This window comes from Faecalicatena contorta (genome assembly GCF_001404335.1).
In the GTDB taxonomy this organism is placed as follows: Bacteria; Bacillota; Clostridia; order Lachnospirales; family Lachnospiraceae; genus Faecalicatena; species Faecalicatena contortus_B.
Genome location: NZ_CYZU01000018.1, coordinates 30,910 through 55,647 on the forward strand (window position 1 = coordinate 30,910; position 24,738 = coordinate 55,647).

General features: G+C 48.5%; 17 protein-coding genes. 7 read left to right on the plus strand and 10 right to left on the minus strand.

Going from position 1 to position 24,738, the window contains the following annotated elements:
- The first annotated feature begins 443 nt into the window (after nt 1-443).
- Nucleotides 444-1,823, plus strand: coding sequence for an MATE family efflux transporter (locus ARB69_RS10780; protein WP_070102401.1), 1,380 nt, complete (start codon nt 444-446; stop codon nt 1,821-1,823).
- Between the two features lie 237 nt (nt 1,824-2,060).
- On the opposite strand, the gene ARB69_RS10785 is transcribed toward ARB69_RS10780, so the two are convergent.
- The gene (locus tag ARB69_RS10785) at nt 2,061-5,399 is read right to left on the minus strand and encodes a response regulator (protein ID WP_055153071.1); all 3,339 of its coding nucleotides are present in this window, start codon (nt 5,397-5,399) and stop codon (nt 2,061-2,063) included.
- Nucleotides 5,396-6,667 carry an ABC transporter substrate-binding protein gene (locus tag ARB69_RS10790; protein WP_055153073.1) on the minus strand — a complete coding sequence of 424 codons (1,272 nt, stop codon included), beginning with the start codon at nt 6,665-6,667 and terminating at the stop codon, nt 5,396-5,398. Before ARB69_RS10790 ends, ARB69_RS10785 begins: the two co-directional genes overlap by 4 nt.
- Nucleotides 6,668-7,094: 427 nt before the next feature.
- On the opposite strand from ARB69_RS10790, the gene uvrB reads away from it, so the two are divergent.
- Complete coding sequence (gene uvrB / locus ARB69_RS10795; protein ID WP_050640945.1) at nt 7,095-9,083, plus strand: excinuclease ABC subunit UvrB; 1,989 nt, start codon at nt 7,095-7,097, stop codon at nt 9,081-9,083.
- A gap of 43 nt (nt 9,084-9,126) precedes the next feature.
- The gene (uvrA, locus tag ARB69_RS10800; RefSeq protein WP_050640946.1) at nt 9,127-11,973 is read left to right on the plus strand and encodes an excinuclease ABC subunit UvrA; all 2,847 of its coding nucleotides are present in this window, start codon (nt 9,127-9,129) and stop codon (nt 11,971-11,973) included.
- Between the two features lie 466 nt (nt 11,974-12,439).
- On the opposite strand, the gene ARB69_RS10810 is transcribed toward uvrA, so the two are convergent.
- Nucleotides 12,440-12,757, minus strand: a complete 318-nt coding sequence (locus ARB69_RS10810; protein WP_025655649.1) for a DUF6951 family protein — start codon at nt 12,755-12,757, stop codon at nt 12,440-12,442.
- A 241-nt stretch (nt 12,758-12,998) separates the two neighbouring features.
- Between ARB69_RS10810 and ARB69_RS10815 the strand changes: the two genes are divergently transcribed.
- Both ARB69_RS10815 and ARB69_RS10820 read left to right on the plus strand, forming a co-directional pair.
- Nucleotides 12,999-14,375: an MATE family efflux transporter gene (locus ARB69_RS10815; protein WP_055153077.1), complete on the plus strand. Its 1,377-nt coding sequence runs from the start codon at nt 12,999-13,001 to the stop codon at nt 14,373-14,375.
- Between the two features lie 76 nt (nt 14,376-14,451).
- Nucleotides 14,452-14,937, plus strand: coding sequence for a hypothetical protein (locus ARB69_RS10820; RefSeq protein ID WP_050640949.1), 486 nt, complete (start codon nt 14,452-14,454; stop codon nt 14,935-14,937).
- A 400-nt stretch (nt 14,938-15,337) separates the two neighbouring features.
- Here ARB69_RS10820 and ytvI read toward each other — a convergent pair whose 3' ends face one another.
- The 7 genes from ytvI to ARB69_RS10855 form a co-directional block, all read right to left on the minus strand.
- On the minus strand, nt 15,338-16,456 hold the full coding sequence (gene ytvI, locus ARB69_RS10825; RefSeq protein ID WP_050640950.1) for a sporulation integral membrane protein YtvI: 1,119 nt from the start codon (nt 16,454-16,456) through the stop codon (nt 15,338-15,340).
- Between the two features lie 2 nt (nt 16,457-16,458).
- The gene (yihA, locus tag ARB69_RS10830; RefSeq protein ID WP_050640951.1) at nt 16,459-17,061 is read right to left on the minus strand and encodes a ribosome biogenesis GTP-binding protein YihA/YsxC; all 603 of its coding nucleotides are present in this window, start codon (nt 17,059-17,061) and stop codon (nt 16,459-16,461) included.
- A 2-nt stretch (nt 17,062-17,063) separates the two neighbouring features.
- Nucleotides 17,064-19,415 carry an endopeptidase La gene (lon, locus tag ARB69_RS10835; protein WP_050640952.1) on the minus strand — a complete coding sequence of 784 codons (2,352 nt, stop codon included), beginning with the start codon at nt 19,413-19,415 and terminating at the stop codon, nt 17,064-17,066.
- Nucleotides 19,416-19,509: 94 nt separating this feature from the next.
- Nucleotides 19,510-20,781 (minus strand): ATP-dependent Clp protease ATP-binding subunit ClpX, encoded by a 1,272-nt coding sequence (gene clpX, locus ARB69_RS10840; protein WP_050640953.1) that lies wholly within the window; start codon nt 20,779-20,781, stop codon nt 19,510-19,512.
- A 24-nt stretch (nt 20,782-20,805) separates the two neighbouring features.
- The gene (gene clpP, locus ARB69_RS10845; protein ID WP_025655644.1) at nt 20,806-21,387 is read right to left on the minus strand and encodes an ATP-dependent Clp endopeptidase proteolytic subunit ClpP; all 582 of its coding nucleotides are present in this window, start codon (nt 21,385-21,387) and stop codon (nt 20,806-20,808) included.
- Between the two features lie 94 nt (nt 21,388-21,481).
- Nucleotides 21,482-22,768 carry a trigger factor gene (gene tig, locus ARB69_RS10850; RefSeq protein WP_055153079.1) on the minus strand — a complete coding sequence of 429 codons (1,287 nt, stop codon included), beginning with the start codon at nt 22,766-22,768 and terminating at the stop codon, nt 21,482-21,484.
- A 227-nt stretch (nt 22,769-22,995) separates the two neighbouring features.
- A complete protein-coding gene (locus ARB69_RS10855) occupies nt 22,996-23,544 on the minus strand; it encodes a DJ-1 family glyoxalase III (protein WP_050640955.1) in 549 nt (182 codons plus the stop codon).
- A gap of 141 nt (nt 23,545-23,685) precedes the next feature.
- Between ARB69_RS10855 and ARB69_RS10860 the strand changes: the two genes are divergently transcribed.
- Nucleotides 23,686-24,132, plus strand: a complete 447-nt coding sequence (locus ARB69_RS10860; protein ID WP_055153081.1) for a CYTH domain-containing protein — start codon at nt 23,686-23,688, stop codon at nt 24,130-24,132.
- A gap of 5 nt (nt 24,133-24,137) precedes the next feature.
- Nucleotides 24,138-24,632: a helix-turn-helix transcriptional regulator gene (locus ARB69_RS10865; protein ID WP_242857579.1), complete on the plus strand. Its 495-nt coding sequence runs from the start codon at nt 24,138-24,140 to the stop codon at nt 24,630-24,632.
- Nucleotides 24,633-24,738 lie beyond the last annotated feature (106 nt).

Below are 24,738 nucleotides of genomic sequence, written 5' to 3' on the forward strand. Positions count from 1 at the left end.
CACCATCTGGTTAAGAGTGCATATTTACCGCACAATCAGAAGGTGTCTTTTCTTATTTAAATTCGTGTGCATTGTTCACTGTTTGTTCAGGTACCCAGATGATAAAATAATCTTACATAATAAATATCATATGATAATTATCAGTCAAAGGAGGCAAGGGGGAAAAGAATGTATATTAAGAGTATTCCGATACTCGTATCTCATCTATTTTAAGTATGCTGTCTGCCTCTCCAGCAGGTGTTTTGCAGAAGCAAAGGCTCGATCTTCAGCCCAGTCCGCGAGGGCTCTTTTTTAGTAGACGTCATAAAATAAAGAGCAATGCCGAAGATAATCAGCAATACTTAGGATATGTTTTTTAAGGTTGTTTTATAAGGTTATTTCTGCATCAACAAAATCTGTGGTATTCATGTACTTATGCACTTATTGAGAGGAGTGGTTTAAAGATGAGCAACAATAATGAAACAAATTCATTTACATCGGGACCCATATTGTCCCCATTTCTTAAGTTTACGTTTCCGATTCTGATATCTATGTTTTTACAGGCTTTATACAGTGCAGTTGACTTGATTGTTATCAGCCGTTACTGTGGGCCTGCAGAAAGTGCCGCTGTTTCCTCGGGCGGTAATGTAATGTATCTCCTTCAGGTGGTTGTCACAGGGCTTGCTATGGGTGTTACTGTAGCAATAGGGCGTTATATCGGAGAGAACGACGGCGAAAGCGCCGCAAAATCTATGGGAGCTTCCATCAGCATATTTGCTGTTTTTGGCGTAATTCTAACGATTATCATGGTTTTTGTAACACCAGTATTGGTAAGTGCTATGAACGTGCCTGCAGAAGCTCATGATTTTGCCGTTCAGTATTTGTCGATTTGCTGCGGAGGATTGGTTTTTATTGTCGGATATAATCTGCTGAGCTGTATATTCAGAGGTATCGGCAATTCTATTCTTCCGTTGGTTTTCGTTATCATCGCCTGTGTAATTAACGTTATTGGTGATGTTGTTTTAGTTTCCGTATTTGATATGGGAGTAAAAGGTGTAGCTATTGCTACCGTAAGCGCTCAGGCTATAAGTCTGATTTTATCAATTATTATAATCCGCTTTACAAAGCTTCCTTTCGTCTTCAAGTTAAGCCACATTCGATTTGATAATTATATGATCAAAGAGATGTTTTCCATTGGAACACCTGTAGCAATGAAGGATCTTGTTACACAGATTTCATTTCTCGCTGTCAATACATTCGCAAACGGCATGGGGCTCATCATGTCAGCCGGATACGGTATTGCATGGCGTGTTGTTAGTTTCGTGTTATTGATACCGATCTCATACATGCAGTCAATGTCTGCATTTATTGCGCAGAACATGGGGGCAAGGAAACCGGAAAGAGCAAAGAGAACGCTCTTCTATGGTATGGGGACTTCCGTAGTAACGGGACTTATCGTGTTCTATTTTGTATGCTTCCACGGTGATGTTCTGGCTTCAATTTTTACCTCGAACCGCGAAGTTATCGCAGCAGCGGCACAGTATCTCAAAGGATTCTCTATTGACTGTATACAGGTTGGTATTTTATTCTGCTTTATGGGATTTTACAATGGCTGCAGCCGAACAAAGTTCGTATTTTTCCAGGCTTTCTGGGATTCATGGGTTATGCGTGTACCAGCCGCCTATATTTTCAGCCATATGGCAGGCGCAACACTTTTCCATCTTTCACTGGCAACGCCTACTGCTACAACGAGTACGATTATCGTTTGTATTATTTACTATAATATTATTAAGAAAAATATTTTTAATTATCCTAAGACGGCACCGAAAAAAGCAGCTGGATAAGCGTTTCATAGTTACCTGTGTTCCTGTATAAATGTGGAAGAATAACAGATAATTTCATTACCAGGCAAAACGTATCGGTCAAAAAGGGAACTGCTGTACAAAGTAATTTGTACACAGTTCCCTTTTTTAGTACCTTGTAGCCACTGTATGCTGCGGAGCTGTTTCCCGTTTATACAGGAAAACATCCTGCCCTGCTGCTTAAAGATACCTGCCGTATTAGATATTCTGACCAAGGAATCACTGCAGCACTTGTCCCAGTTCCGCCACATCAACCGGTTTCGCCAGATGTACGTTCATTCCCGCCTGCAGCGCGTCACATACGTCTTCTTCAAACGCATTGGCCGTCATTGCCACAATCGGCAGGGTTAATGCATCATCCCGGTTCAAAGCCCGAATCGCCTTTGTTGCCTGGTATCCGTCCATAACCGGCATTTGGATATCCATGAAAACCAAATCATAATACCTCTCCGCAGATTCCGACACCTTCCGCACCGCTTCCTCTCCGTTATATGCCTCCTCCACCTGGACGCCGCTCTCTTCTATCAGTGTGCGTGCAATCTCCAGATTTATTTCGTTATCCTCTACGAGCAAAACACGTTTTCCATTGAAATCTCCGGCAGTTCCATTGAACATCGGTTTTGGCGCTTCCTCGTCCCCGCTTAGCTTCCTAAGAAGACTGGATATTTTCTCACGGTAAAGAGGCTTGGTAAGAATTGCTGTTGCTCCGCAGCTGCGGGCTTCGCTCTCTAATTCCGCCTGATCGTATGCAGTCAGGACGACCGCAGGAATATCATTTTCCACCGCTTCCCGGATACACCGTGCGGCAACACCCCCATCCATATCCGGCATCTTCAGACCCAGGATCACCAGCCGAATCGGATCCTGCGTATCCTTCGCCTGTAAAACAAAGGAAACGGCCTCCTCCCCAGAGGCGGCAGAACTGGCATGCATTCCCATGTCTTCCAACAGTTCCACCATGCTTTCACTAACCTGCGGGTCGCTGTCCGCAATCAGGCATCGTGCCCCGCTCCATTCGAGGGGGGCAGTCTCCGGTCCTTTTGCCTGTAGCTTCAGCGGAATACTCACGGTAAAGGAAGACCCCTTTCCCAGTTTGCTCTCCACCCGGATACTCCCGTCCATCAAGTCCACCAGGTTTTTGGTAATGGCCATCCCAAACCCGGTACCGACAATCTTGCTGCTGGTAGTATCCTGTACCCTTTCAAAAGGTTCGAATAGTCTCTTTTGGAACCCCTCGCTCATTCCGATTCCCGTGTCAGAACAGCGGAATATAAAGCTGGAGTATCCGTTGTGACTCTCCTTTACCTGCCGCACATCCACACGTATTTTCCCATCTGAAGGCGTGTACTTCACCGAGTTGCTCAATATATTGATATAAACCTGCCGAATACGGAGAGAATCTCCTATTACTGCTTCGTTCTCCAATACAGCCAGATGCACATCCAGCTTCAGCCGGCATTCTGCCGTCTGCGGCCTGAAAAGTTCAATGACATCCGTTACCAATTCAGCAAAATTAAAAGGCTCCTCTCTGATTGACAATTTCCTGCTCTCTATCTTCGACATATCCAGCACATCGTTGATCAAACTGAGCAGATGCCTGCTGGAAATATCGATCTTTTTCAGGCAGTCCGCCACTCTGTCCGGATCATCCGGATGCGCGGCCGCAATCGCAGCCATCCCAATGACAGCATTCATGGGTGTACGGATATCATGGGACATATTTGATAAGAATTGGCTCTTAGCCACATTGGCGGCCCTGGCGCTTTCTAATGCACTCTTTAAAGTTTGCTGCTGTTGTTCCTCCTCATACCGCTGCTCATCGATCCGCCGGGAAATCAGGATCGCCAGCTTATCCTCGGAATAGGGATTGTCTACCGCAATGATTTGAGTAGAGATCCAATGATACTTCCCATCCGCCAGCAGGTGTTTATATTCCCCGCTGATTTCATCTCTTTCTCCGCCCAGGGCAGCCAGAAGGTATTCGGGCGCGAAACGCTGCTTAAAATGCTCCCGATGATCTTCGTGAATGGACGGCGCCATATCGGCATACAACTCACTGTAAGACTGCTGTCCTCCAATGGAGAGCATAAGTCCCGGCCTGATATACACAAACTTCAGAGTATCATGGGACAGGTTAAGGCTGATGATCAAAGGATACGCATTCGAGATCGCTCCCACCAGTGTTAAACGCTCCTGCAGATCCCTGCGCTTAGCCTCTTCTTCTGCCAATTTTTCCTCGGTAATGTCATGAATGGCAATGATGAATACCGGATGAGCATTTTCATCCAGAGTTTTTTCCACAATCCCGGCCGCCCAAAAGTAAGAATCCGCCCTTTTTCTGACCCGGATTTCAAAAACATTCTTATGCCCATTCTCTGCGGCATCCTGAAACAGCTGCACCGCTCTTTCATAATCCTCGGGATATACCATGCTGCGGAGACTCTTCCCTTCCAGGACGTCGTTCGGGGATCCTTTCGGAAATCCCAGAAGGCGTAACCCCTCCTCATTGACCTGCAGAAACCGGTACGGCTCCTCTGATGTCGTTAAGGCAATTCCCTCAGGAACAGCATTATACAGGTGACTGATATACTCCGCCTGATTACGGAGCCTGTGGTTCGCCCGGTTTACATAACGGAAATACAGCAGAACCAGCAGGGCTATTCCCAGGATAATACAGCCAATCAAGGCAAAGGTGCGCATTATAATCTGGCTGGTCTGCTTATTCACAACAGCGGAAGGGATAATGGAAACCAAATACCAGTCAGTATCCAGCTTCAAAGGGATATAGCAGAAAACAGTATTTTCTCCCTGATAGGTAAAGGTGGCCCATCCCGTTTTCCCCTCCTTTAGGGACTGTGTAAAACGCTCCAGCCCGGTGTGGCTGTTTTCAGGTACCTGCAGCATATCAAAGAGATTCTGTACGGTTTTGTTGCTGTTGGGATGAGGCGGCCGGATAAGGACATTGCCTTCTGTATCCAGCACATAAGAAAAGCCTGTGTCCTGATAAAACGAAACAGTAAAAGTGTCGACGATCCGATCCACCTCAAACTCTTTGAGCAAATATCCTTTTGTACCGTCTTTCAGCGTCACCTGCACATACAGGTTAAACACATTGACGCCAGTAACACTGCTGATATGCGGGGCAATAATTCCCTGTTTCCGGTCATTCTTCGCCAGTATTTCCGTTAAGTTTTCATCGATCCCCACATCATCCGGATAGCATGCTGCATTCTCCAGGTACAGGAGGATGCCTGTGTCCACCGCACTGTAATCCCTTAAACATTCGTCCAGTTCGTCGGCCTGCGAACTGGTAAACCCACTTAAATGGGCCGCCACGGTTCCCATTACTTCGTATTCCCCTTGCAGCTGGATCTGCAGCGTGTTGCGCCCCTGCTGGGTACTCTCAAGAATGGAAGCCATCGACTGCTGCCACAGCTGGCTCTGTACCGCCCTTACGAAAAAGGCTGTAATGGTACTGAGCAAAACGCCTGTAACAAGCGCTGCGGTCACAATCAGCAATTTTGATTTTTTTGGTTCTGTTGCTTCATTCTTTTTCAAGGCATCCTGTCCTCCTCCACCTGCAGATCCATCCAATCCATGACTGTATCCAGCGCTTCCCCCGCAAGCAGCTTCTGTGACGCTTCAGCAGTCAGCTCCCAGATCGGCAGATCCAGCAATGCGTCCGTGCCTATCACCGTACGCCCGCTTCTGTAACAGGACACCAGCGGCAGGATCTCCTGCGCCGGTGACGGATCTGCCCCCTGCAGCGGATTGAATGAAGACTGCTGATCTGCAAATTTTTGTATATTTTCCGCCCTGGTAAAATACTCTACAAATTTCATAGCAGCATCTATATGCCCGCTGCCGGCATTTACGCTCAATTTTGTATCCGGATTGATCACCAGCAGGGAACCGTCCTCTAAAACCGGAAGTGGATGCACCTCAAAGCCGAACTCCGGCTGCATCGCGCTGACGCGCCCGGCCGCCCATGCCCCCGTCAGCATAAAAGGAGACTCTCCCTTGATAAACTCTTTCAGATCATCGGAGGTTTTCTTCGTATCGAGTGCCTTTTCTCCGTCAATATATCCTTTCCGGATAAAACTTTCCACTATGGAGAACCCGGAACTCAGATAATGGCTCAGCGTCTCTTCACCGCTGTTAATCCGAGCAAATACTTCTGCCTGCACCTCTTCCTGATAGATAGAGTAAAATCCGTACCCGATGGCCAGTGTCTTCAGGGAAATGTCATTGTTAGCAATCATCGGTGTAATCCCCCTGTCTTTGAAATAGCCGCAGACCGTTTCCCATTCTCCGAGATTCTGAGGCACCTCCTGCCCGTGTTTTCTGAGTAAATCCATGTTACAGTACAGCCCAAACGCCGATACCGTGGTAGGCATCCAGTAGATTTTCCCGTTCTCCTCCATTTGGCTGCGCATCTGCCTGGTATACTCCGGGATCACGCTGAGTGATGACAGATCCGCCACCTGCCCGCTCTGCTGCAGCTCCAGCAAGATATCGTGATTTACCATAAAAACGTCGTTTCCCTTGCCGGAAGCCATCCTCTTTCTTAAGGCTTCAAAGTATTCGGTCCCTTTCAGGCTTTCATAGGAAACACGGATACCAGGATTCTCCGTCATGAAACCGGAAATGATCTCCTCTATGACCGTAACATTTTCCGGTTCATACTTATTCCCAAAAAAGGTAATGGTTGTAGTTTCTCCGTCCTGACCATCATAGTTTACTACTCTGCTGTTCTCTTTGCATCCGGATAATATACACAATATTAAGGCAGAAAGGATCAGCAGAGCAATCGTTCTTTTTTTCATATCTTCTATCCTTTCGCTCGTTTTCCGAATTGACGATCAATAGCATGCACGGATAATTTCATTTAAACTAAGTAAAAATCCAATATGGACCCCATCCAATATCGAATCATTATACGATGTAACTAAAATTCATGACTGAAATTCTCCATTTAAAAAATGTGCGGACATGATCTTCCCACTGACACTCATTATACCATAAACAGCCTTTTTTGCAATGTTTTCCCCTCACGGAAGGCGAGTTTCCGTGGGCTGGATGCGTAACCGTTCAGTCCGTCCTGAACGGTTACATGGTCTCGCAATTATACAGAACAAACATTCGGTTTTTACTGTACATTTTCCAGAACCTCTGCTATAATCATATCTGACACTATGAAAGTATGAAATTCCCAATTATAGGGAATTGTTTATATATGGAGGTATCGGGTTTATGGATCATTTTGAACTTGTATCGGAATACCAGCCCACGGGTGACCAGCCGCAGGCCATTGCCGAGCTGGTGCGTGGGTTTAAAGAGGGCAATCAATTTGAAACTCTGCTCGGCGTTACCGGTTCCGGTAAGACATTTACCATGGCTAACGTGATTCAGGCGCTGAACAGGCCCACTCTGATCATCGCACACAACAAGACTCTGGCCGCTCAGCTTTACGGGGAATTCAAGGAATTTTTTCCTAAAAATGCGGTCGAATATTTTGTAAGTTACTACGATTATTATCAGCCGGAAGCCTATGTTCCCTCATCGGACACATATATTGCCAAGGATTCGGCGATCAATGACGAGATCGACAAGCTCCGCCTGTCCGCCACCATGGCCCTGGCGGAACGTCGGGATGTGATCATCGTAGCCAGCGTATCCTGTATCTATGGACTGGGAAGCCCGATGGACTACCAGAACATGGTGATTTCACTGCGCCCGGGCATGACGCGGGACAGGGATGAAGTCATGGCAAAGCTCATTGAGATTCAGTATGACAGAAATGAAATGGATTTCCACCGCGGCACCTTCCGGGTGCGGGGTGACGTTCTGGAGGTGATCCCTGCTTACTCCGAGGATACCGCGATCCGCATCGAATGGTTCGGGGATGAGGTGGAGCGGATTACCGAGATTGACGTCCTGACCGGAGAGATCAAGGATGAGCTGAAGCACATCGCAATCTTTCCCGCGTCTCATTATGTTGTGGACAAAGAGAATATCGCCCGCGCTGTAACCGCTATTGAGGCAGAGCTGGAGGAGCGCGTTAAGGAATTCAAGCGCCAGGATAAGCTGCTGGAAGCACAGCGGATTGCAGAGCGCACAAATTTTGATATCGAGATGCTCAAGGAGACCGGATTCTGTTCCGGCATCGAGAACTACTCCCGCCATCTGTCCGGGCTTGCACCGGGGCAGCCGCCCTACACGCTGATCGACTACTTTCCCGATGATTTTATCATCATGATAGATGAGTCCCACAAGACCATTCCTCAGATCGGCGGCATGTACTCCGGTGACCAGTCGCGCAAGTCTACCCTCGTGGACTTCGGATTCCGGCTGCCGTCGGCAAAGGACAACCGTCCGCTCAATTTTGAGGAATTTGAGAGCAAGATCAATCAGGTTTTATTTGTATCTGCCACACCGAGTGTTTATGAGCAAGAACACGAACTGCTTCGGACAGAGCAGGTTATCCGCCCCACAGGGCTGTTGGATCCCGAGGTTACAGTCCGTCCGGTGGAGGGACAGATCGACGATCTGATCGGCGAAGTGAATAAGGAGATTGCAAAAAAGAATAAGGTTCTGGTAACCACGCTGACAAAAAGAATGGCCGAAGACCTGACCGACTATATGCGCGAGGTGGGCATCCGTGTCAAATATCTGCACTCCGATATCGATACCCTGGAGCGAACTGAGATCATCCGTGATATGCGTCTGGATGTATTTGATGTACTCGTGGGCATCAACCTTCTGAGGGAAGGGCTGGATATTCCCGAGATCACACTGGTGGCGATCCTGGATGCGGATAAAGAAGGGTTCCTGCGTTCCGGCACCTCACTGATCCAGACGATCGGCCGTGCAGCACGTAATGCAGAGGGGCATGTCATTATGTACGCGGATACCATAACAGATTCCATGCGGACAGCTATGGATGAGACACAGCGCCGCCGCGAGATACAGATGAAGTACAATGAGGAGCATGGAATCACACCGCAGACGATCCGTAAATCAGTACGTGATCTGATCAGTATTTCCAAGAAAGTTGCCGCAGAGGAGATGCGGATGGAAAAAGATCCGGAATCCATGAGCCGAAAAGAACTGGAAAAATTAATTGCAGACCTGTCAAAGCAGATGAAAAAGGCTGCTGCTGAACTGAACTTCGAATCCGCTGCTGAACTGAGAGACAAGCTGGTGGAACTCAAAAAAGTCCTGAACGATATGGACGACTGACAGATCATTATAAATACATTAGAAGGAACAGGAAGGATTACACATGGGCAAAAAAATGGACGCCAGAAAGTACATTAAGATACGCGGCGCAAATGAAAACAACCTGAAAAATATAGATTTGGACATTCCCAGAAATGAGCTGGTCGTACTGACCGGTCTCAGCGGCTCCGGGAAGTCCTCTCTTGCATTTGATACAATTTACGCGGAAGGCCAGCGCAGATATATGGAATCACTGTCCTCCTATGCAAGGCAATTTCTCGGCCAGATGGAAAAACCGAATGTGGAGAGTATTGAAGGACTCTCTCCTGCAATTTCCATCGACCAGAAATCAACCAATCACAATCCCCGTTCTACAGTCGGAACCGTAACGGAGATCTACGACTATTTCCGACTTCTCTACGCGCGCATCGGTATCCCCCACTGTCCCAAATGCGGCAAAGAGATTATGAAGCAGACCGTGGACCAGATGGTGGATCAGGTCATGAACCTGCCCGAGGGAACAAAAATACAGCTTATGGCCCCGGTGGTCAGGGGCCGAAAGGGAACCCATGCCAAGCTCCTGGAACGTGCAAAAAGGAGCGGCTACGTGCGTGTACGCATCGACGGAAACCTCTATGAATTATCCGAGGAGATTACCTTGGATAAGAATATTAAACATAACATTGAGATAATCGTGGACCGCCTTGTCGTAAAATCCGGTATTGAGAAGCGCCTGACAGATTCTGTGGAAAGCGTACTGAGCCTTGCAGAAGGCCTGCTGACTGTCGATATCATCGGCGGAGAAGCAATGAATTTCAGCCAGAGCTTTGCCTGCCCGGACTGCGGAATCAGCATTGAAGAGATTGAGCCGAGAAGCTTCTCATTCAACAATCCCTTCGGCGCATGTCCGGTGTGCTTCGGCCTGGGATATAAGATGGAATTTTCTGAGGACCTGATCATCCCCAATCCATCGCTCAGTATCAGCGAGGGGGCCATCACAGTCATCGGCTGGCAGTCCTGTACGGACAAATCCAGTTTTACCAGAGCGATTCTGGATGCGCTCTGCAAAGAATATAAGTTTGATCTGGATACTCCCTTTGAAAAGTATCCAAAGAAAGTGCATGACATCCTAATCCACGGAACAAACGGAAAATCTGTAAAGGTATATTATAAAGGGCAGCGCGGAGAAGGCGTCTACGATGTGGCCTTTGAAGGACTTCTGAAAAATGTGGAGCGCCGTTACCGCGAAACGGGATCCGACTCTATGAAGGCAGAGTATGAAACCTTTATGAATATTACCCCCTGCTCCGAGTGCGGAGGGCAGCGGCTGAAAAGGGGGGCTCTGGCCGTTACTGTAGGCGGTCAGAATATCGCCGCCGTTACCGCTCTGTCCATCAATAAACTGCAGAAGTTCCTTCAGGAGCTGCAGCTCACCGAGACACAGCTGCTGATCGGCGGGCAGATACTGAAGGAAATCAAGGCCCGGATCCAGTTTCTGATGGATGTGGGGCTGGATTATCTGACACTGGCAAGGGCAACCGCCACTTTATCCGGCGGAGAGGCCCAGAGGATCCGCCTGGCTACCCAGATCGGCTCCGGCCTGGTAGGCGTCGCCTACATTCTGGATGAGCCAAGCATCGGGCTGCATCAGCGGGACAACGATAAGCTTCTCGGCACACTGAAGCACCTCAGGGATCTGGGCAACACTCTAATTGTCGTAGAGCACGATGAAGACACCATGCTGGCTGCCGACTGCATCGTGGACATCGGCCCAGGCGCAGGCGAACACGGCGGAGAAGTGATCGCCGTCGGAACCGCACAGGAAATCATGAAAAACAAGAACTCCATCACCGGAGCCTATCTGAGCGGCAAGATCAAAATACCGATTCCCGAAAAAAGAGAACAGCCTGCCGGATACCTCAGAATTATCGGTGCACAGCAGAATAACCTGAAAAATATTGATGTAGACATTCCACTTGGAATTATGACATGTGTGACCGGTGTTTCCGGTTCGGGTAAGAGTTCTCTTGTGAACGAAATCCTTTATAAAAAATTGGCAAAGGAACTCAACCGTGCAAGGACAATCCCGGGGAAACACAAGCGCATCGAAGGATTGGATCAGGTCGATAAAGTAATCGACATCGATCAGTCCCCGATCGGACGTACTCCCCGTTCCAATCCTGCAACTTATACCGGAGTCTTCGATCTGATCCGCGATCTGTTTGCTTCAACCCCCGATGCCAAGGCGCGCGGCTACAAAAAGGGGCGTTTCAGCTTCAACGTCAAGGGCGGACGCTGTGAGGCCTGCAGCGGCGATGGGATCCTGAAGATCGAGATGCATTTCCTTCCGGACGTATACGTTCCCTGCGAAGTTTGCGGCGGCAAGCGCTACAACCGTGAGACTCTGGAAGTTAAATATAAAGGAAAGACCATCTATGACGTCCTCAATATGACCGTAGAGGAAGCCCTGCAGTTCTTCGAGCATGTTCCAAGCATCCGTAGAAAGATGGAGACCCTCAACGATGTGGGCCTTTCCTACATCCGCCTGGGACAGCCTTCAACGGAATTATCGGGCGGCGAAGCCCAGCGGATTAAACTGGCGTCCGAACTGAGCAGACGCAGCACAGGAAAGACAGTCTACATCCTGGACGAACCAACAACCGGCCTCCACTTTGCCGATGTCCATAAACTGACAGAAATCCTAAGGCGGCTCTCCGGTGACGGCAACACCGTCATCGTAATCGAACACAACCTGGATGTCATCAAAACTGCCGATTATATCATCGATATAGGACCGGAAGGGGGCGACAAAGGCGGAACCGTAGTCGCAACCGGAACACCGGAAGAAATCGCTGAGAATCCGCAATCCTACACAGGTAAATATATCAAAGGAGTGCTGAATCGGGATTGAGGGATTGCGGTAAATGGGCCGCAGACGGGAAAGGCGGCTGGGAATGGGTCTACGGATATATAATCTATAGGTTATTATCACTTTATTGTATGTTTCTTACCGAGCATTCAGGCAACATCCGCTGCTCCCGTTCTGATTTTCTCCCGAGGAGGGATGATTTTCCGACCGTCCGGATGCACCAGCTGTCTGGAATCGCGGCAGTCCTCTTTGGGATGCTTCTTTGCGGTGTTACAGCCGCTACATCAAAATGAAAGCCAGCATATGGACTAATCGCAGGACTTCCAGTCCTGCGATTAAGCCGACTCAAGCGGGTATGCATCGGCATACCCGTGTTTGTCGGCGGTGTCCATCATGCTGGCTTTCATTTTGATTAGCGGCTGTTACGCCGCAAAGCCGCATCCCAAAGAGGACTGCCGCGATTCCAGACAGCGTCCCCCCCCCATCCGTTCGTTAAAAACCTCACTCCCTAAACAAATGTGATTGATGCGTCTTTTGGGAGTGCCAGTTTACATTCTACTTCGATGCATTTGATGATTCCTGCTATGGCAGGACAAGATGCATGGCCCGGAAGTTTTTCTGCTGCATAATCGTAGAGCGGGCCGGTCCCTGGTTTTCCAAGACAGACTTCGTAGGCGTCCCATGTATCACCTAATTCTTCTGTCATTTTATTGATGGATTCGCAGCCAGATGTAATCTTTACCTGTACTTCCATCCCGTCCTCTGAAGTTGCTTCTACCTGTGTGTCAAGTCCGCATGGGCCTGGCTGAATTAATACCTTTGTCATAGTAACGCCTCCATTTTCTTTATATGTAATTGTAATACAACTATTATAGGCCTGGAATCACCGGGAAGTCAATTCTTATTATGGTTCATGGGAAGGGGAATTTGCTTCCTGGTTTTCCCCTGTCATATCGTATCATTCCATGTTATAATATTATCGCTGTTTATAACTCTTCAGAAGTACAAACGGTACTGCTGTATTTATTTTAAATATAATTAACTGCTTAGTTAGGGGAATTCATAGAATGAAAAAAGGAATTGACTTGTTAAATGGCCCCATAGCCGGGTCGCTGGCCAGACTGGCCCTTCCCATTATGGGGACTTCGCTGATTCAGATGGCCTATAATCTGACCGATATGCTCTGGATCGGACGGATTGGCAGTAATGCCGTGGCAGCCGTTGGGGCGGCCGGCATGTATATCTGGCTTTCCGCCGGATTTACCATGCTTGCAAGGATGGGGGGACAGGTGCTTACGGCCCAGTCTCTGGGCGCCGGAAAAGAGGAAAAGGCGGTACAGTATGCCACTGCTTCCCTGCAGATGGGACTGCTCTTCGGACTTCTCTACGGTGTGATATCCGTGATATTTAATAGACCACTGATTGGCTTTTTCCGCCTCAACAGCCCGGAAGTGATTCTGGATGCCCGCTGGTACCTGGCGGTCACCTGTGGAGGAATTGTATTTAACTTTATCAATCAGATTCTCACAGGGCTTCTGACGGCCATGGGAAACAGTATGATCACATTCTGGTCCACAACGATCGGGCTTGTGATCAATCTGGTCCTAGACCCGGTTCTGATATTCGGGCCTGGGCCGCTGCCCCGTCTCGGCGTTAAGGGGGCCGCTGCAGCTACTGTTTTTGCACAGATAATGGTGTTCTCAATCTATCTCCTGCGTATACGGAGGGATGCTCTGATCTTTTCAAAAGTCCGTATTCTGCAGCGGCCTGCCGTAAACCGCATGAAGGAAATTCTGCTTGTGGGTCTTCCCGCTTCCGTCCAGAATTTGATTTTCACCGGCATCTCCATGCTGATTGCGAGAATGATCGCAGGCTGGGGCGATGCAGCCGTTGCAGTCCAGAAAGTCGGCAGCCAGATCGAATCCATCTCCTGGATGACCGCGGAGGGATTTGGCAGTGCAGTCAATGCATTTACCGCGCAGAATTATGGCGCCGGCAAAAACGACCGTGTCAGAAAAGGCTACTTCAGCGCACTCAAAATCATGTGCACCTGGGGTCTTTTTACGACGCTTGCGCTCCTTCTTTTCCCGGAAATCCTGTTCTGCGTCTTCATCCCGGAAGCAGACATCCTCCCAATGGGCACAGACTACCTGCGCATTCTGGCTGTCTCACAGCTTTTTATGTGCACAGAGGCCGCATCCGCCGGAGCATTCCAGGGACTGGGCAGAACACTGCCGCCATCTCTGATCGGAATCATATTCAACACACTTCGGATTCCACTGGCAGCCGTCCTCTCGGCCAGCGTGCTGAAACTCAATGGAATCTGGTGGAGTATCAGCATCTCCAGCGTCCTGAAAGGCATCATTCTGCCCATCTGGCTGATGCTCTGCATGTACAGCCTGCACCACGTAAAAAAGAGCGGAAAACGCCGAAACGGCTTGTAAAACCATCTGCTTCCCGTCACACTCTCCTGTCTTATCAATATACTGATTATATAAGAAAGAGAAGGAGTGTATCAATATGAGACCAAATTGTTGTCCACCGCCAATTCCACCATGTCCGCCCGAACCGCCCGGGGAAAGTATCAATTTTTATGCCCAGTACGGCGTACAGTCCAGTCCGCCGTCAGGTTCAAACCTGCCTCTGATCCCCATTTTCCAGGAGGGCACTCAGATACACCTAAACGGAAACACCGAAATCATTCTGCCCCCCGGCTATCTATACCTAATAAACTATCTGCTCCTGGCCACCACAGAGCCAGACAATTACATGCAGATCGTTCCCAGAATCAACGGAACCCTGCAGCTGCTTTATTCCTTCCTTGCCCCCGCAGGCAGCGGCTCCCGCAACACCTCCGCCGCCGGAAGCTTCACCACCAACGCAGCAGCAGCCGAAGAAGCCCGCCTATCCTTCAGCCTGACCTACCCTCCGGAAGTAAGAAACATAGACATCTCCGGAGCCATATCCATAACCCCACTAATAAAAATTTCCACCCAAAGCACCTAATTCTTCAAATACGAGAACATAAAAACAATTTTAACCCCCATCCGTTTAAACCACCTCCTGATCCGTCGCACCGCCTCACCGGATGCGCCCAGCCTGCCAGCGGTTTTGGTATCAGGCACAGGGGAAGTGTGTGCTGGTTTTACAGGCATAGAATAAGCTTAGCGCAGCTTGAGAGAAAACGGCCGGATTTTATGGATGACATTTGATTCACAAAATCAAATGTCATTGAAGGCTGAGCTGCGCTGTCATCAGACAGCGCAGTGAATCCTTCATGTTCCATAAAATCCGGCCGTTTTCTCTCTAGCTGCGCTTAGCGAATGGACAGCCAGTAAAACCAGCACACACTTCCCCTGTGCCTGATACCAAAACCGCTGGCAGGCGGACCCCGAACCCCGGACCCCTACTCCCGCAGCCCCAGAACCCCCTCCACGAGTATCTTTACATCATCGAATATATAATCAAAAGCCCCAGCCTGGCACATGTTTATCAGTACCATTCCGACCGGAACCGCCAGGATCAGCCCGAGCACGCTGCTCACCTTGTATCCAATATAGAGCAGCAGCAGCGTCACAAGCGGATTCAGTCCCATGCTGTCTCCTACCAGTTTCGGCTGCAGAAGCTGACGCACCAGCTGGGTGATCACATAGATCACAAGCAGCGCCACCGTCATCTTGTAATCCCCCGTTAGGAGCTTATACAAGGCCCACGGTATCATGGCTGTGCCCGTACCAAAAAAGGGCAGGAAGTCCAGGAATGCGATTAGAAACGCAATCAGAATGGCGTAATGTACACCGAACATCCCCAGTCCTGCAAACAGGATAAGAAATACGATTCCCATGATCTTGAACTGCGCCTTGAAATATCCGCCCACCGCATATTTCAGATTGTCCATGACAAGGCTCATCCGCTTTTCCACCGATGGAGGGGAAACTTTTTTCAGCCATAGGATCACTTCTTCTCTCTGAACCGTGAAAAAATAGGCCGACATCATCGCCACAATAAAGGCTATCAGATAGGACGGCAGACTCTTTGCAAAGTTGCCCGCTGCAGTTACCGTCGGCTGGCTGATCTTAGTCACCAGCTCGCCCATCGACTGATCCAGATTTGCAACAACAGCATTCCAGCCGTTTTGTATCCCCGCAGGAAGCTTCGAGAATACTCCCGACAGTGTGCTCCCAATCTCGCGGAGGCCTTCCTCCAGCTGGGCGTAAAGATCCGGAAAATTTTTAATCAGATCCCCGATCTCCGCAGATACTTTACTGACGGCAAAGTAAATAAGCAGTACGATCAATGCCAGCACTACGATTACAATCAGGGCCGAACCCAGTTTTTTCACAATCTTCAGTCTTTTCTCCAGCCAGTTCACTACGGGCGTGGCAATCGCCGATATGATCCAGCCAATGACAAACGGCATAAAAAATCCGATTGATTTTATTCCAATAAACACAAAAGCCGCTGTCGCCGCAAGACTAAAAACAAGGCTTACAGCGACCTGCCAGTACGGCCGTCTGTTCTCCATATCTACTCCACCTCTGCTCTGTCTAAATACTCGCTTTCTATAAGCTCCCAAATCTCATCTCTGCCCTGTTTTGTGGTTGAGGAGAACGGTATAATCTTCGTCCCTGGAACCAGGTCAAGGCCCTCTCTCACCATTTTCACATGCTTCTGAATCTGGCTTCTCTTTAGTTTATCCAGCTTTGTGGCAATGATGATCGGCTGGAATCCCTGTTCCACGATCCAGCTGTACATCATCTTATCGTTAGCAGAAGGCTCATGCCGGATATCGATCAGCAGAAAAATAGCCTTCAGCTGGGTGGATCCATTCAGATAACGCTCGATCAGCTTTCCCCACTGTACCTTTTCCTTTTCTGAGACTTTTGCGTAACCATAGCCCGGCAGGTCTACAAGATACATCTCTTCGTTGATATTATAAAAATTAATCGTCTGTGTTTTACCCGGTGTAGCGGATATTCTCGCATAGGATTTCCGGTTCATCAGCGCATTGATCAGCGAAGATTTCCCTACATTAGATTTCCCTGCGAACGCGATCTCCGGCTTGTCATTGTCCGGAAGCACGCTTGTGATCCCGCAGACTGTCTCCAAATTAATGCTTTTGATTACCATTTTTATTCTCCTGTCTGCGGCTTATCCCCGCTCGTCTCCCCGGTCAGGGCCGCCTTCAGTACCTCATCCATACTTTCAACGGGCAGGATTTCCAGGCCCTTCGTGATCTCGGTGGAAAGACCATCCACATCTATTTTATTTTCTTTTGGAATCAGCACCGTCTTGATCCCGGCGTTTTTCGCCGCAAGCAGTTTCTCCTTCAGTCCCCCTATCGGGAGCACCCGGCCGCGCAGTGTCACTTCCCCGGTCATGGCCAGATCTGCGCGGACTTTCTGTTCCGTAATGGCAGAAAGCATAGCCGTTGCCATAGTAATTCCTGCGGAAGGGCCGTCTTTGGGAACCGCCCCCTCCGGAATGTGTACATGGATATCGTGCTTTTCGAAGAAATCCTCTGCAATCTGATACCGCCTGCTGATGGAACGAATATAGCTGATTCCTGTTCGCGCCGATTCCTTCATCACATCACCCAGTTGCCCTGTCAGCATAATCTCGCCATTTCCGGGCATGACGTTCACTTCAATCTGAAGCGTGTCTCCGCCCACACTTGTCCAGGCCAGGCCGCGTACAATACCGATCTCGTCCGAAGCATTTGCCATCTGATACGTATATTTTTCTTTTCCGAGATATTTATGAATATTCTTCTCTGTTATCGTGATCTTATTCTTGTTTACTGTCAGTATTTCCTTGGCAGCCTTTCTGCAGATATTCCCGATCTCCCTCTCCAGCTGTCTGACACCGGCTTCCTTCGTATAGTTGCGTGCCATCTTCCAGATCGCATGCTTACTGAAAGTCAGCTGCTCCTCTTTTAATCCGTGTTTCTCCAGCTGTTTTGGAATCAGATGCTCTATGGCAATGTGGAGCTTCTCATTCTCCGTGTAGCTGCTCACTTCAATCACTTCCATACGGTCCAGAAGCGGCCTTGGTATGGTCTGCAGCGTATTTGCCGTCGTAACAAACAGCACTTCTGACAGATCCATCGGCACCTCCAGATAATGGTCCCTGAACTTGCTGTTCTGCTCGCTGTCCAGTACTTCCAAGAGAGCGGAAAATGTATCCCCCTTATAATCGGTGCTTACCTTGTCGATCTCGTCAAGCAGCATAACCGGATTTTTCACGCCCGCAGTCTTCATCCCATTCGCGATTCTGCCGGGCATGGCTCCCACATATGTCTTTCTATGACCGCGGATCTCGGCCTCATCCCGCACACCGCCCAGGGAAATTCTGACATAAGGCTTTTTCAGCGCTCTTGCAAGGGACTTTGCAATCGAGGTCTTACCGGTTCCCGGGGGGCCCACCAGACACAGAATCGGGCTTTCTCCCTTTTTAGTCAGGGAGCGCACTGCAAGAAATTCCAGCACTCTCTCCTTCACCTGCTCCAGACCATAATGATCCTCATCCAGCACTTTCCGGGCGAATACGATATCTCCGCTGTCTTTTACCGACTTATTCCACGGCATTTCCAGCAGCGTCTCGATGTAGGTCCTGATAACGCCGCTTTCTGCAGGACTGTTCAGGGAACTTTTAAAACGGCTGATTTCCTTCGCCAGCTTCTCTTTCACTTCCTTGGGAGCCTTCAGTCCCTTCGCCGCTTTTTCAAACTCCTCTGCATCCGTGAGGGTTGTATCGTCCCCCAGTTCCTCCCGGATTAGTTTTAACTGTTCCCGGAGAATATATTCCCTTTGGTGTTTATCCACCCGCTCCTTTACTTTCATCTGGATCTCTTCTTTAAGGTTCATGATCTGTATTTCATTCACCAGTTTAAAGGCCAGCGCCTCGTAACGCTTCCAAAAATCGGTTTCATTCAGAATCTCCTGAAGATCTGTATAGAACAGCGGAGTATTGGCCGCGATCTCATCGACCAGCTTTTTCAGCCCCTTGATCTCCAGAACCTGTGCCACTGATTCTTTGGACATCTTCCCGCTCTTTGCAGCAAAGTCCACAAACATATCTTTAAGGCCGCGCTCCATGGCCTGTGCATTCAAATCATCCCTAATCAGCACATCGGATTCGTCCATAACATCCACTTCCGCGCGCAGATAGGGATCCTCGTATTCGATCTTCTGCAGGACGCCTCTCGTCTCCCCGGAAACGAGTACCCGCATGATATGCTTCGGCAGCTTAATAATTTGTTTGATCGTTCCTACGGTTCCTACTTCATAAAGATCCTCCTGCTTTGGATTTTCAGTTTCCAGATCTTTCTGTGTTATCATGAAAATCTTCTGATCTTCTACCATAGCCTCCTGGATCGCCGCTATTGAACGCTGGCGGCTTACATCAAAATGCACCACCATCTCCGGCATGATAGTCATACCACGCAGCGCAACCATCGGAAGGCTCTGTTTTTCACTTTTCATATTATCTCCTCCACCCACAATACTGCCTTATCGGCTTCTTATGTGCATGTGAAAAGGCGGATACATGGTATACCACTGCACCCGCCTGTCTTTCTTATGCACTCTCCGATGCCAGGAACGATCTGCGTTCTTCTCCATCGCATTCATACAATGGTTTTCCCGTCCCTTTCACCACTTCTTTTGTGATACGGCATCCTTTGATCGTATCATCAGACGGCACCTTAAACATGGTGTCCATCATAATATCTTCCATGATCGCCCTAAGGCCTCTGGCTCCCGTCTTTCTTGCAAAAGATGTCTCTGCGATTGCGTAGAGAGCATCCTCATCAAAGTCAAGCCTAACGCCGTCTAATTCCAGCAGCTTCTGATACTGCTTCACAATTGCACTCTTCGGCTCTGTCAGTATCCGGATCAGGGCCTCTTCATCCAGCATATCCAAAGTCACCGTCACAGGCAGACGTCCGACAAGCTCCGGTATAAGGCCAAACTTTACCAGATCCTGCGGCAATACCTGATGCAGCAGCACATCCACATTGTATTCATGCTTGGATGCAATCTCCGCATTGAATCCAATCGACTTCTTATCGATACGGGTCTCGATCATCTTATCGATCCCCTCAAAAGCTCCGCCGCAGATAAACAGGATGTTAGTCGTGTCTATCTGAATCAATTCCTGATGGGGATGTTTTCTCCCACCCTGAGGGGGAACCGATGCAACAGTACCCTCAATTATTTTCAAGAGTGCCTGCTGTACTCCCTCACCGGATACGTCGCGTGTGATGGACGGATTTTCAGATTTTCTTGTAATTTTATCGATCTCATCGATATAGATGATGCCGTGCTCTGCGCGGGCAATGTCTCCGTCTGCAGCCTGAATCACCTTCAGAAGGATATTCTCAACATCCTCTCCCACATAACCGGCCTCAGTCAATGCCGTGGCATCCGCAATAGCAAATGGTACATTCAGAATCTTCGCAAGAGTCTGGGCAAGCAGCGTTTTCCCGCAGCCAGTCGGCCCAAGCATCAGTATATTACTCTTTTGCAGCTCCACTCCTAAATCCTGCTCTGCCATAATCCGCTTGTAATGATTATATACAGCTACTGAAAGGACTTTCTTTGCTTCATCCTGTCCGATTACGTACTCGTCCAGAAATGCCTTTATCTCCTCCGGCGTCAGAAGATTAATATCATCAAACGCTCTTATCTCATCGTATTCGAATTCTTCCTCAATAATCTCGGCACACACGTCAATGCACTCATCACAGATATATGCCCCGTTCGGACCTGCGATCAGCTTACGCACCTGCGCCTGCGTCTTATTACAGAAAGAACATCTAACTGTATCATCGCTTACTTTTCCTGCCATAATGCTTTTCACCTCATATTGCCCTTAATGACTGGCAATTACCTCATCTATTAATCCATACTCCTTAGCCTCCAGAGCCGACATATAATTGTCCCTCTCCGTATCGACCTTGATCACGTCCAGGCTCTGTCCGGTGTTCTCGGCCAGTATCTGGTTCAACTTCTGACGTGTCTTCAGAATATGCTCTGCTACGATCTGAATCTCTGTCGCCTGTCCCTGTGCTCCGCCTGACGGCTGATGAATCATAATCTCGGCGTTAGGAAGCGCAAAGCGTTTGCCCTTCTTGCCGCCTGACAGCAAAAACGCCCCCATGCTTGCCGCCATACCGATACACACGGTAGAAACGTCGCACTTGATGTACTGCATGGTGTCGTAGATTGCCATTCCTGAGGTTACAGAACCGCCAGGGCTGTTGATGTACAGCTGGATATCCTTATCCGGGTCCTCCGCTTCCAAAAAGAGAAGCTCTGCAACAATTACGCTTGCCGACACATCATTTACCTCTTCTCCAAGGAAAATGATTCTTTCTTTTAATAATCTTGAGTATATGTCGTAGGAACGTTCTCCACGGCTCGTCTGCTCAATGACATAAGGTACTAAACTCATTGATGTCCCTCCTAATAATTATTGAATACGGACTGCCCGGATTGTACCGGGCAAGTCACCGGGTTATCTCTGCTCAGCCATAAAGCCCATTGATTTACTCTTCCACAGCAGAAGCTACCAGCAGTTTAATGGCTTCCTGTACGGCAAGGCCATCCTCCATCTGCTTCTTTTCGTTCTCTCCCATGAATCCTCTGAGTTTCTCAACTTCCATCTCATAAGCATCCGCCATCTTCTGCAGTTCTTCCTGCAGACGTTCCTCGGATGTTTCAAGATTCTCAGCTTCTACGATTGCTTCCATAACCAGTTTCGTCTTAATGCGTTTCTCTGCCTCCGGCCTTAATTCCGCAAGCATCCCCTCTTTTGACACACCTGTAAACTGAAGGTACTGCTCCATGCTCAGGCCCTGCTGCTGTATGCGCTGTTCTAATTCTCCCAGGATCTCTCTCATCTTCAACTGGATCATCGCTTCCGGAATGTCTACCTGCGCATTCTCTGCAGCCATATCAATGACTTGATTCTCTTTCTTTTCTTTTCCTTCGCGCTCTTTGCGCTCTTTGATCTTTTTCTTTACTTCTGCCTTATAGTCCTCCAGCGTCTCACACTCGGATACTTCAGAAGCAAACTCATCGTCCAGTTCCGGAAGTTCCTTTGCCTTGATTGCATGTACTGTACATTTAAATACAGCATCTTTTCCGGCAAGTTCTGCTGACTGATATTCCTCCGGGAATGTCACATTGACTTCCATCTCTTTGCCGATCTCAGCGCCGATCAACTGTTCCTCGAATCCCGGGATAAAAGATCCGGATCCGATTACCAGCGGATAATCCTGTGCCTTTCCACCTGGGAATGCCACTCCGTCAACAAATCCTTCAAAATCCAGAGTGATCTGGTCGTTATCTTCCACTGCGCGGTCTGTCACATCAACTGTTCTCGCATTGCGCTCGCGCTCTTTGTCGATCTCTTCATCGATCTCTTTTGCGGTAACCCTGGTAGATATCTTATCTACCTTTAATCCTTTATATTTGCCAAGGGTCACTTCCGGCTTTACTGCTACTTCTGCAGTAAAGATAAATGGCTTTCCCTTTTCCAGCTGTACAACATCGATCTCCGGTGGTGTCACAAGCTCCAGCTCGCACTCATCAAAAGCTTTTGCGTAGGCTTCCTGAACCAGCTTGTTTGCCGCATCATCATAGAACACTTCCGGTCCGTACATCTTCTCAACCATCTGTCTCGGCACTTTTCCTTTGCGGAAACCAGGCATGCTGATCTGATTGCGCTGTTTTAAGTATGATGCCTGGAGAGCCTGCTCCACTTCCTCGGCCGGAACTTCGATTGTAAGTTTCGCCATATTATGTTCTAACTTTTCTACCTGTAAACTCATTTTTTATCTTCCTCCTTGATTCGTACCATTCGTCATGCAGTTTTGTATCAGTCAGGCGGTTCCGCCTTTCGGTTCACACCCTTCGGACGTGCACAGTCACGGTTCCGTACCTGATAATATACATTCACAGTCATTAAAGGAGTATAGCACATTCGTCAGTAAATTTCCAGTACTTTTTACTCGTTATTCCTTATTTTTAGGGGTTTTTTAAGCCTTTCGGACACTTTTTATCCAAATATGATTGACGCTCTGACTTCGTCTGACTTTTCAGCCCCGTACAGTATGGAAATCAATTCCAGAGAAAATGAAATTGCAGTACCCATTCCACGGCTTGTTATGATGTTTCCATCCACTGCCACAGGCGTCCGTACCACTTCCGCGCCGGTCAGTTCCTTCTCTTTTGAGGGGTAGGAACATGCCCTGCGTCCTTTCAGAAATCCAAGTCCTCCCAAAATACTCGGCGCCGCACAGATTGCCGCAATATATTTTTCTCTGCCGTAAAAGTCCTTTAAAAGCCCATTCAGCCCCGGATGTTCCTGGAGATGCACTGTCCCCGGCATGCCTCCCGGCAGTACCAGCATATCTGTCCCGGCGAAGTCTGCCTCCTCAAACAGCGTATCCGCTTCCACCTTGATTCCGTGGGCGCCGCTGATCACAGAGCGTCCGGTTACGGATACTGTTTCGACGGCAGCCCCCGCCCTCCGGAGCAGATCCACAACGGTGAGTCCCTCGATTTCTTCAAAGCCGTCCGCCAGAAATACTTTCACATCCTTCATCACTGATTCCTCCTTCAAATTACGCTTTACTGTCTGCATTTTCAGCACAATTTCAGTGTATCAAATGAAGTCAGGAAATGCAATGGTTTACAATTTATACGCGCAGTATTATGATAATAAAAAAATGATAAGGAGCACTTTATGGAAATCGAACGCAAATATTTGATCGATAAAGACAACATTCCCTGCCGCCTGGAAGAATATCCAAGCCGGCAGATCGAGCAGGGCTATCTCTGCACAGAACCCGTGGTGCGCATCCGGAGAGACAACGAAGAATATGTACTCACCTATAAATCAAAAGGGCTGATGGTACGCGAGGAATACAACCTCCCCCTGACCTCAGAGGCCTATCAGCACCTGAAGGCCAAAATAGACGGACGGCTGATCCAAAAGACACGCTATATGCTGCCGCTGGACAACGGACTTACCATTGAGCTGGATCTTTTTCACGGCGATCTGGCGCCGCTGATTCTGGCTGAAGTTGAATTTCCGGATAAGGAAACCGCCGTCTCCTTTCAGGCGCCATCCTGGTTCGGCGAGGATGTCACCTTCTCCTCCAGATACCACAACAGCACATTAAGCAGATAAAACAGGTGGCAACGAAAAGTTGCTTTTCACATCAAATATACGTTTCGTGGCAACAATATCTATTTGCAGGAAAAATTGCTATAATTTATGAAGATTTCAATTTCCCTGTGAATGGAGGTGTCGCATTGGCCAATATACAACTGGTTAAAAACTTGAAGCGTTACAGAACGGCCCGCAAATTGACTCAAAAAGAACTTGGTAAAATGCTGAACATCTCCCGGCAGGCATATTCAAATTATGAAACCGGCAAAAGAACGCCGGATTTAGATCTGCTCCTTAAAATCGCACAGATTTATAACATCACACTGGACGATCTGATTAAACATCCCTACAGGGCAGACGGCATAATCCATGAAGATAAAGGACCGTTTCAACCAGGAATAGAACTCCTGACTGGTAACACCATATATCTTTCAGAAGAAGAGGTCGCAATTGTCCTGGGCGTCCGGAATGCAGGTGAAGACGTAAAAGCTGTAATCAAAAGGCTGCTTGCTGAATAGTGGAGGGTACGCGGACGCCGGAGGAGATGGGAATATGGCCTGGCTGAGGGCTGCCGGCGGCGGTAAGCGCCCCTAATCAAAAAGAGCATTGAAATATTGGACACCG

Coding starts and splice junctions, on each gene's coding strand:
- ARB69_RS10780 (WP_070102401.1), top strand. CDS start 444: ATGAGCAACAATAATGAAACAAATTCATTTACATCGGGACCCATATTG.
- ARB69_RS10790 (WP_055153073.1), bottom strand. CDS start 6,667: ATGAAAAAAAGAACGATTGCTCTGCTGATCCTTTCTGCCTTAATATTG.
- uvrB (WP_050640945.1), top strand. CDS start 7,095: ATGGATCATTTTGAACTTGTATCGGAATACCAGCCCACGGGTGACCAG.
- uvrA (WP_050640946.1), top strand. CDS start 9,127: ATGGGCAAAAAAATGGACGCCAGAAAGTACATTAAGATACGCGGCGCA.
- ARB69_RS10810 (WP_025655649.1), bottom strand. CDS start 12,757: ATGACAAAGGTATTAATTCAGCCAGGCCCATGCGGACTTGACACACAG.
- ARB69_RS10815 (WP_055153077.1), top strand. CDS start 12,999: ATGAAAAAAGGAATTGACTTGTTAAATGGCCCCATAGCCGGGTCGCTG.
- ARB69_RS10820 (WP_050640949.1), top strand. CDS start 14,452: ATGAGACCAAATTGTTGTCCACCGCCAATTCCACCATGTCCGCCCGAA.
- ytvI (WP_050640950.1), bottom strand. CDS start 16,456: ATGGAGAACAGACGGCCGTACTGGCAGGTCGCTGTAAGCCTTGTTTTT.
- yihA (WP_050640951.1), bottom strand. CDS start 17,061: ATGGTAATCAAAAGCATTAATTTGGAGACAGTCTGCGGGATCACAAGC.
- lon (WP_050640952.1), bottom strand. CDS start 19,415: ATGAAAAGTGAAAAACAGAGCCTTCCGATGGTTGCGCTGCGTGGTATG.
- clpX (WP_050640953.1), bottom strand. CDS start 20,781: ATGGCAGGAAAAGTAAGCGATGATACAGTTAGATGTTCTTTCTGTAAT.
- clpP (WP_025655644.1), bottom strand. CDS start 21,387: ATGAGTTTAGTACCTTATGTCATTGAGCAGACGAGCCGTGGAGAACGT.
- tig (WP_055153079.1), bottom strand. CDS start 22,768: ATGAGTTTACAGGTAGAAAAGTTAGAACATAATATGGCGAAACTTACA.
- ARB69_RS10855 (WP_050640955.1), bottom strand. CDS start 23,544: ATGAAGGATGTGAAAGTATTTCTGGCGGACGGCTTTGAAGAAATCGAG.
- ARB69_RS10860 (WP_055153081.1), top strand. CDS start 23,686: ATGGAAATCGAACGCAAATATTTGATCGATAAAGACAACATTCCCTGC.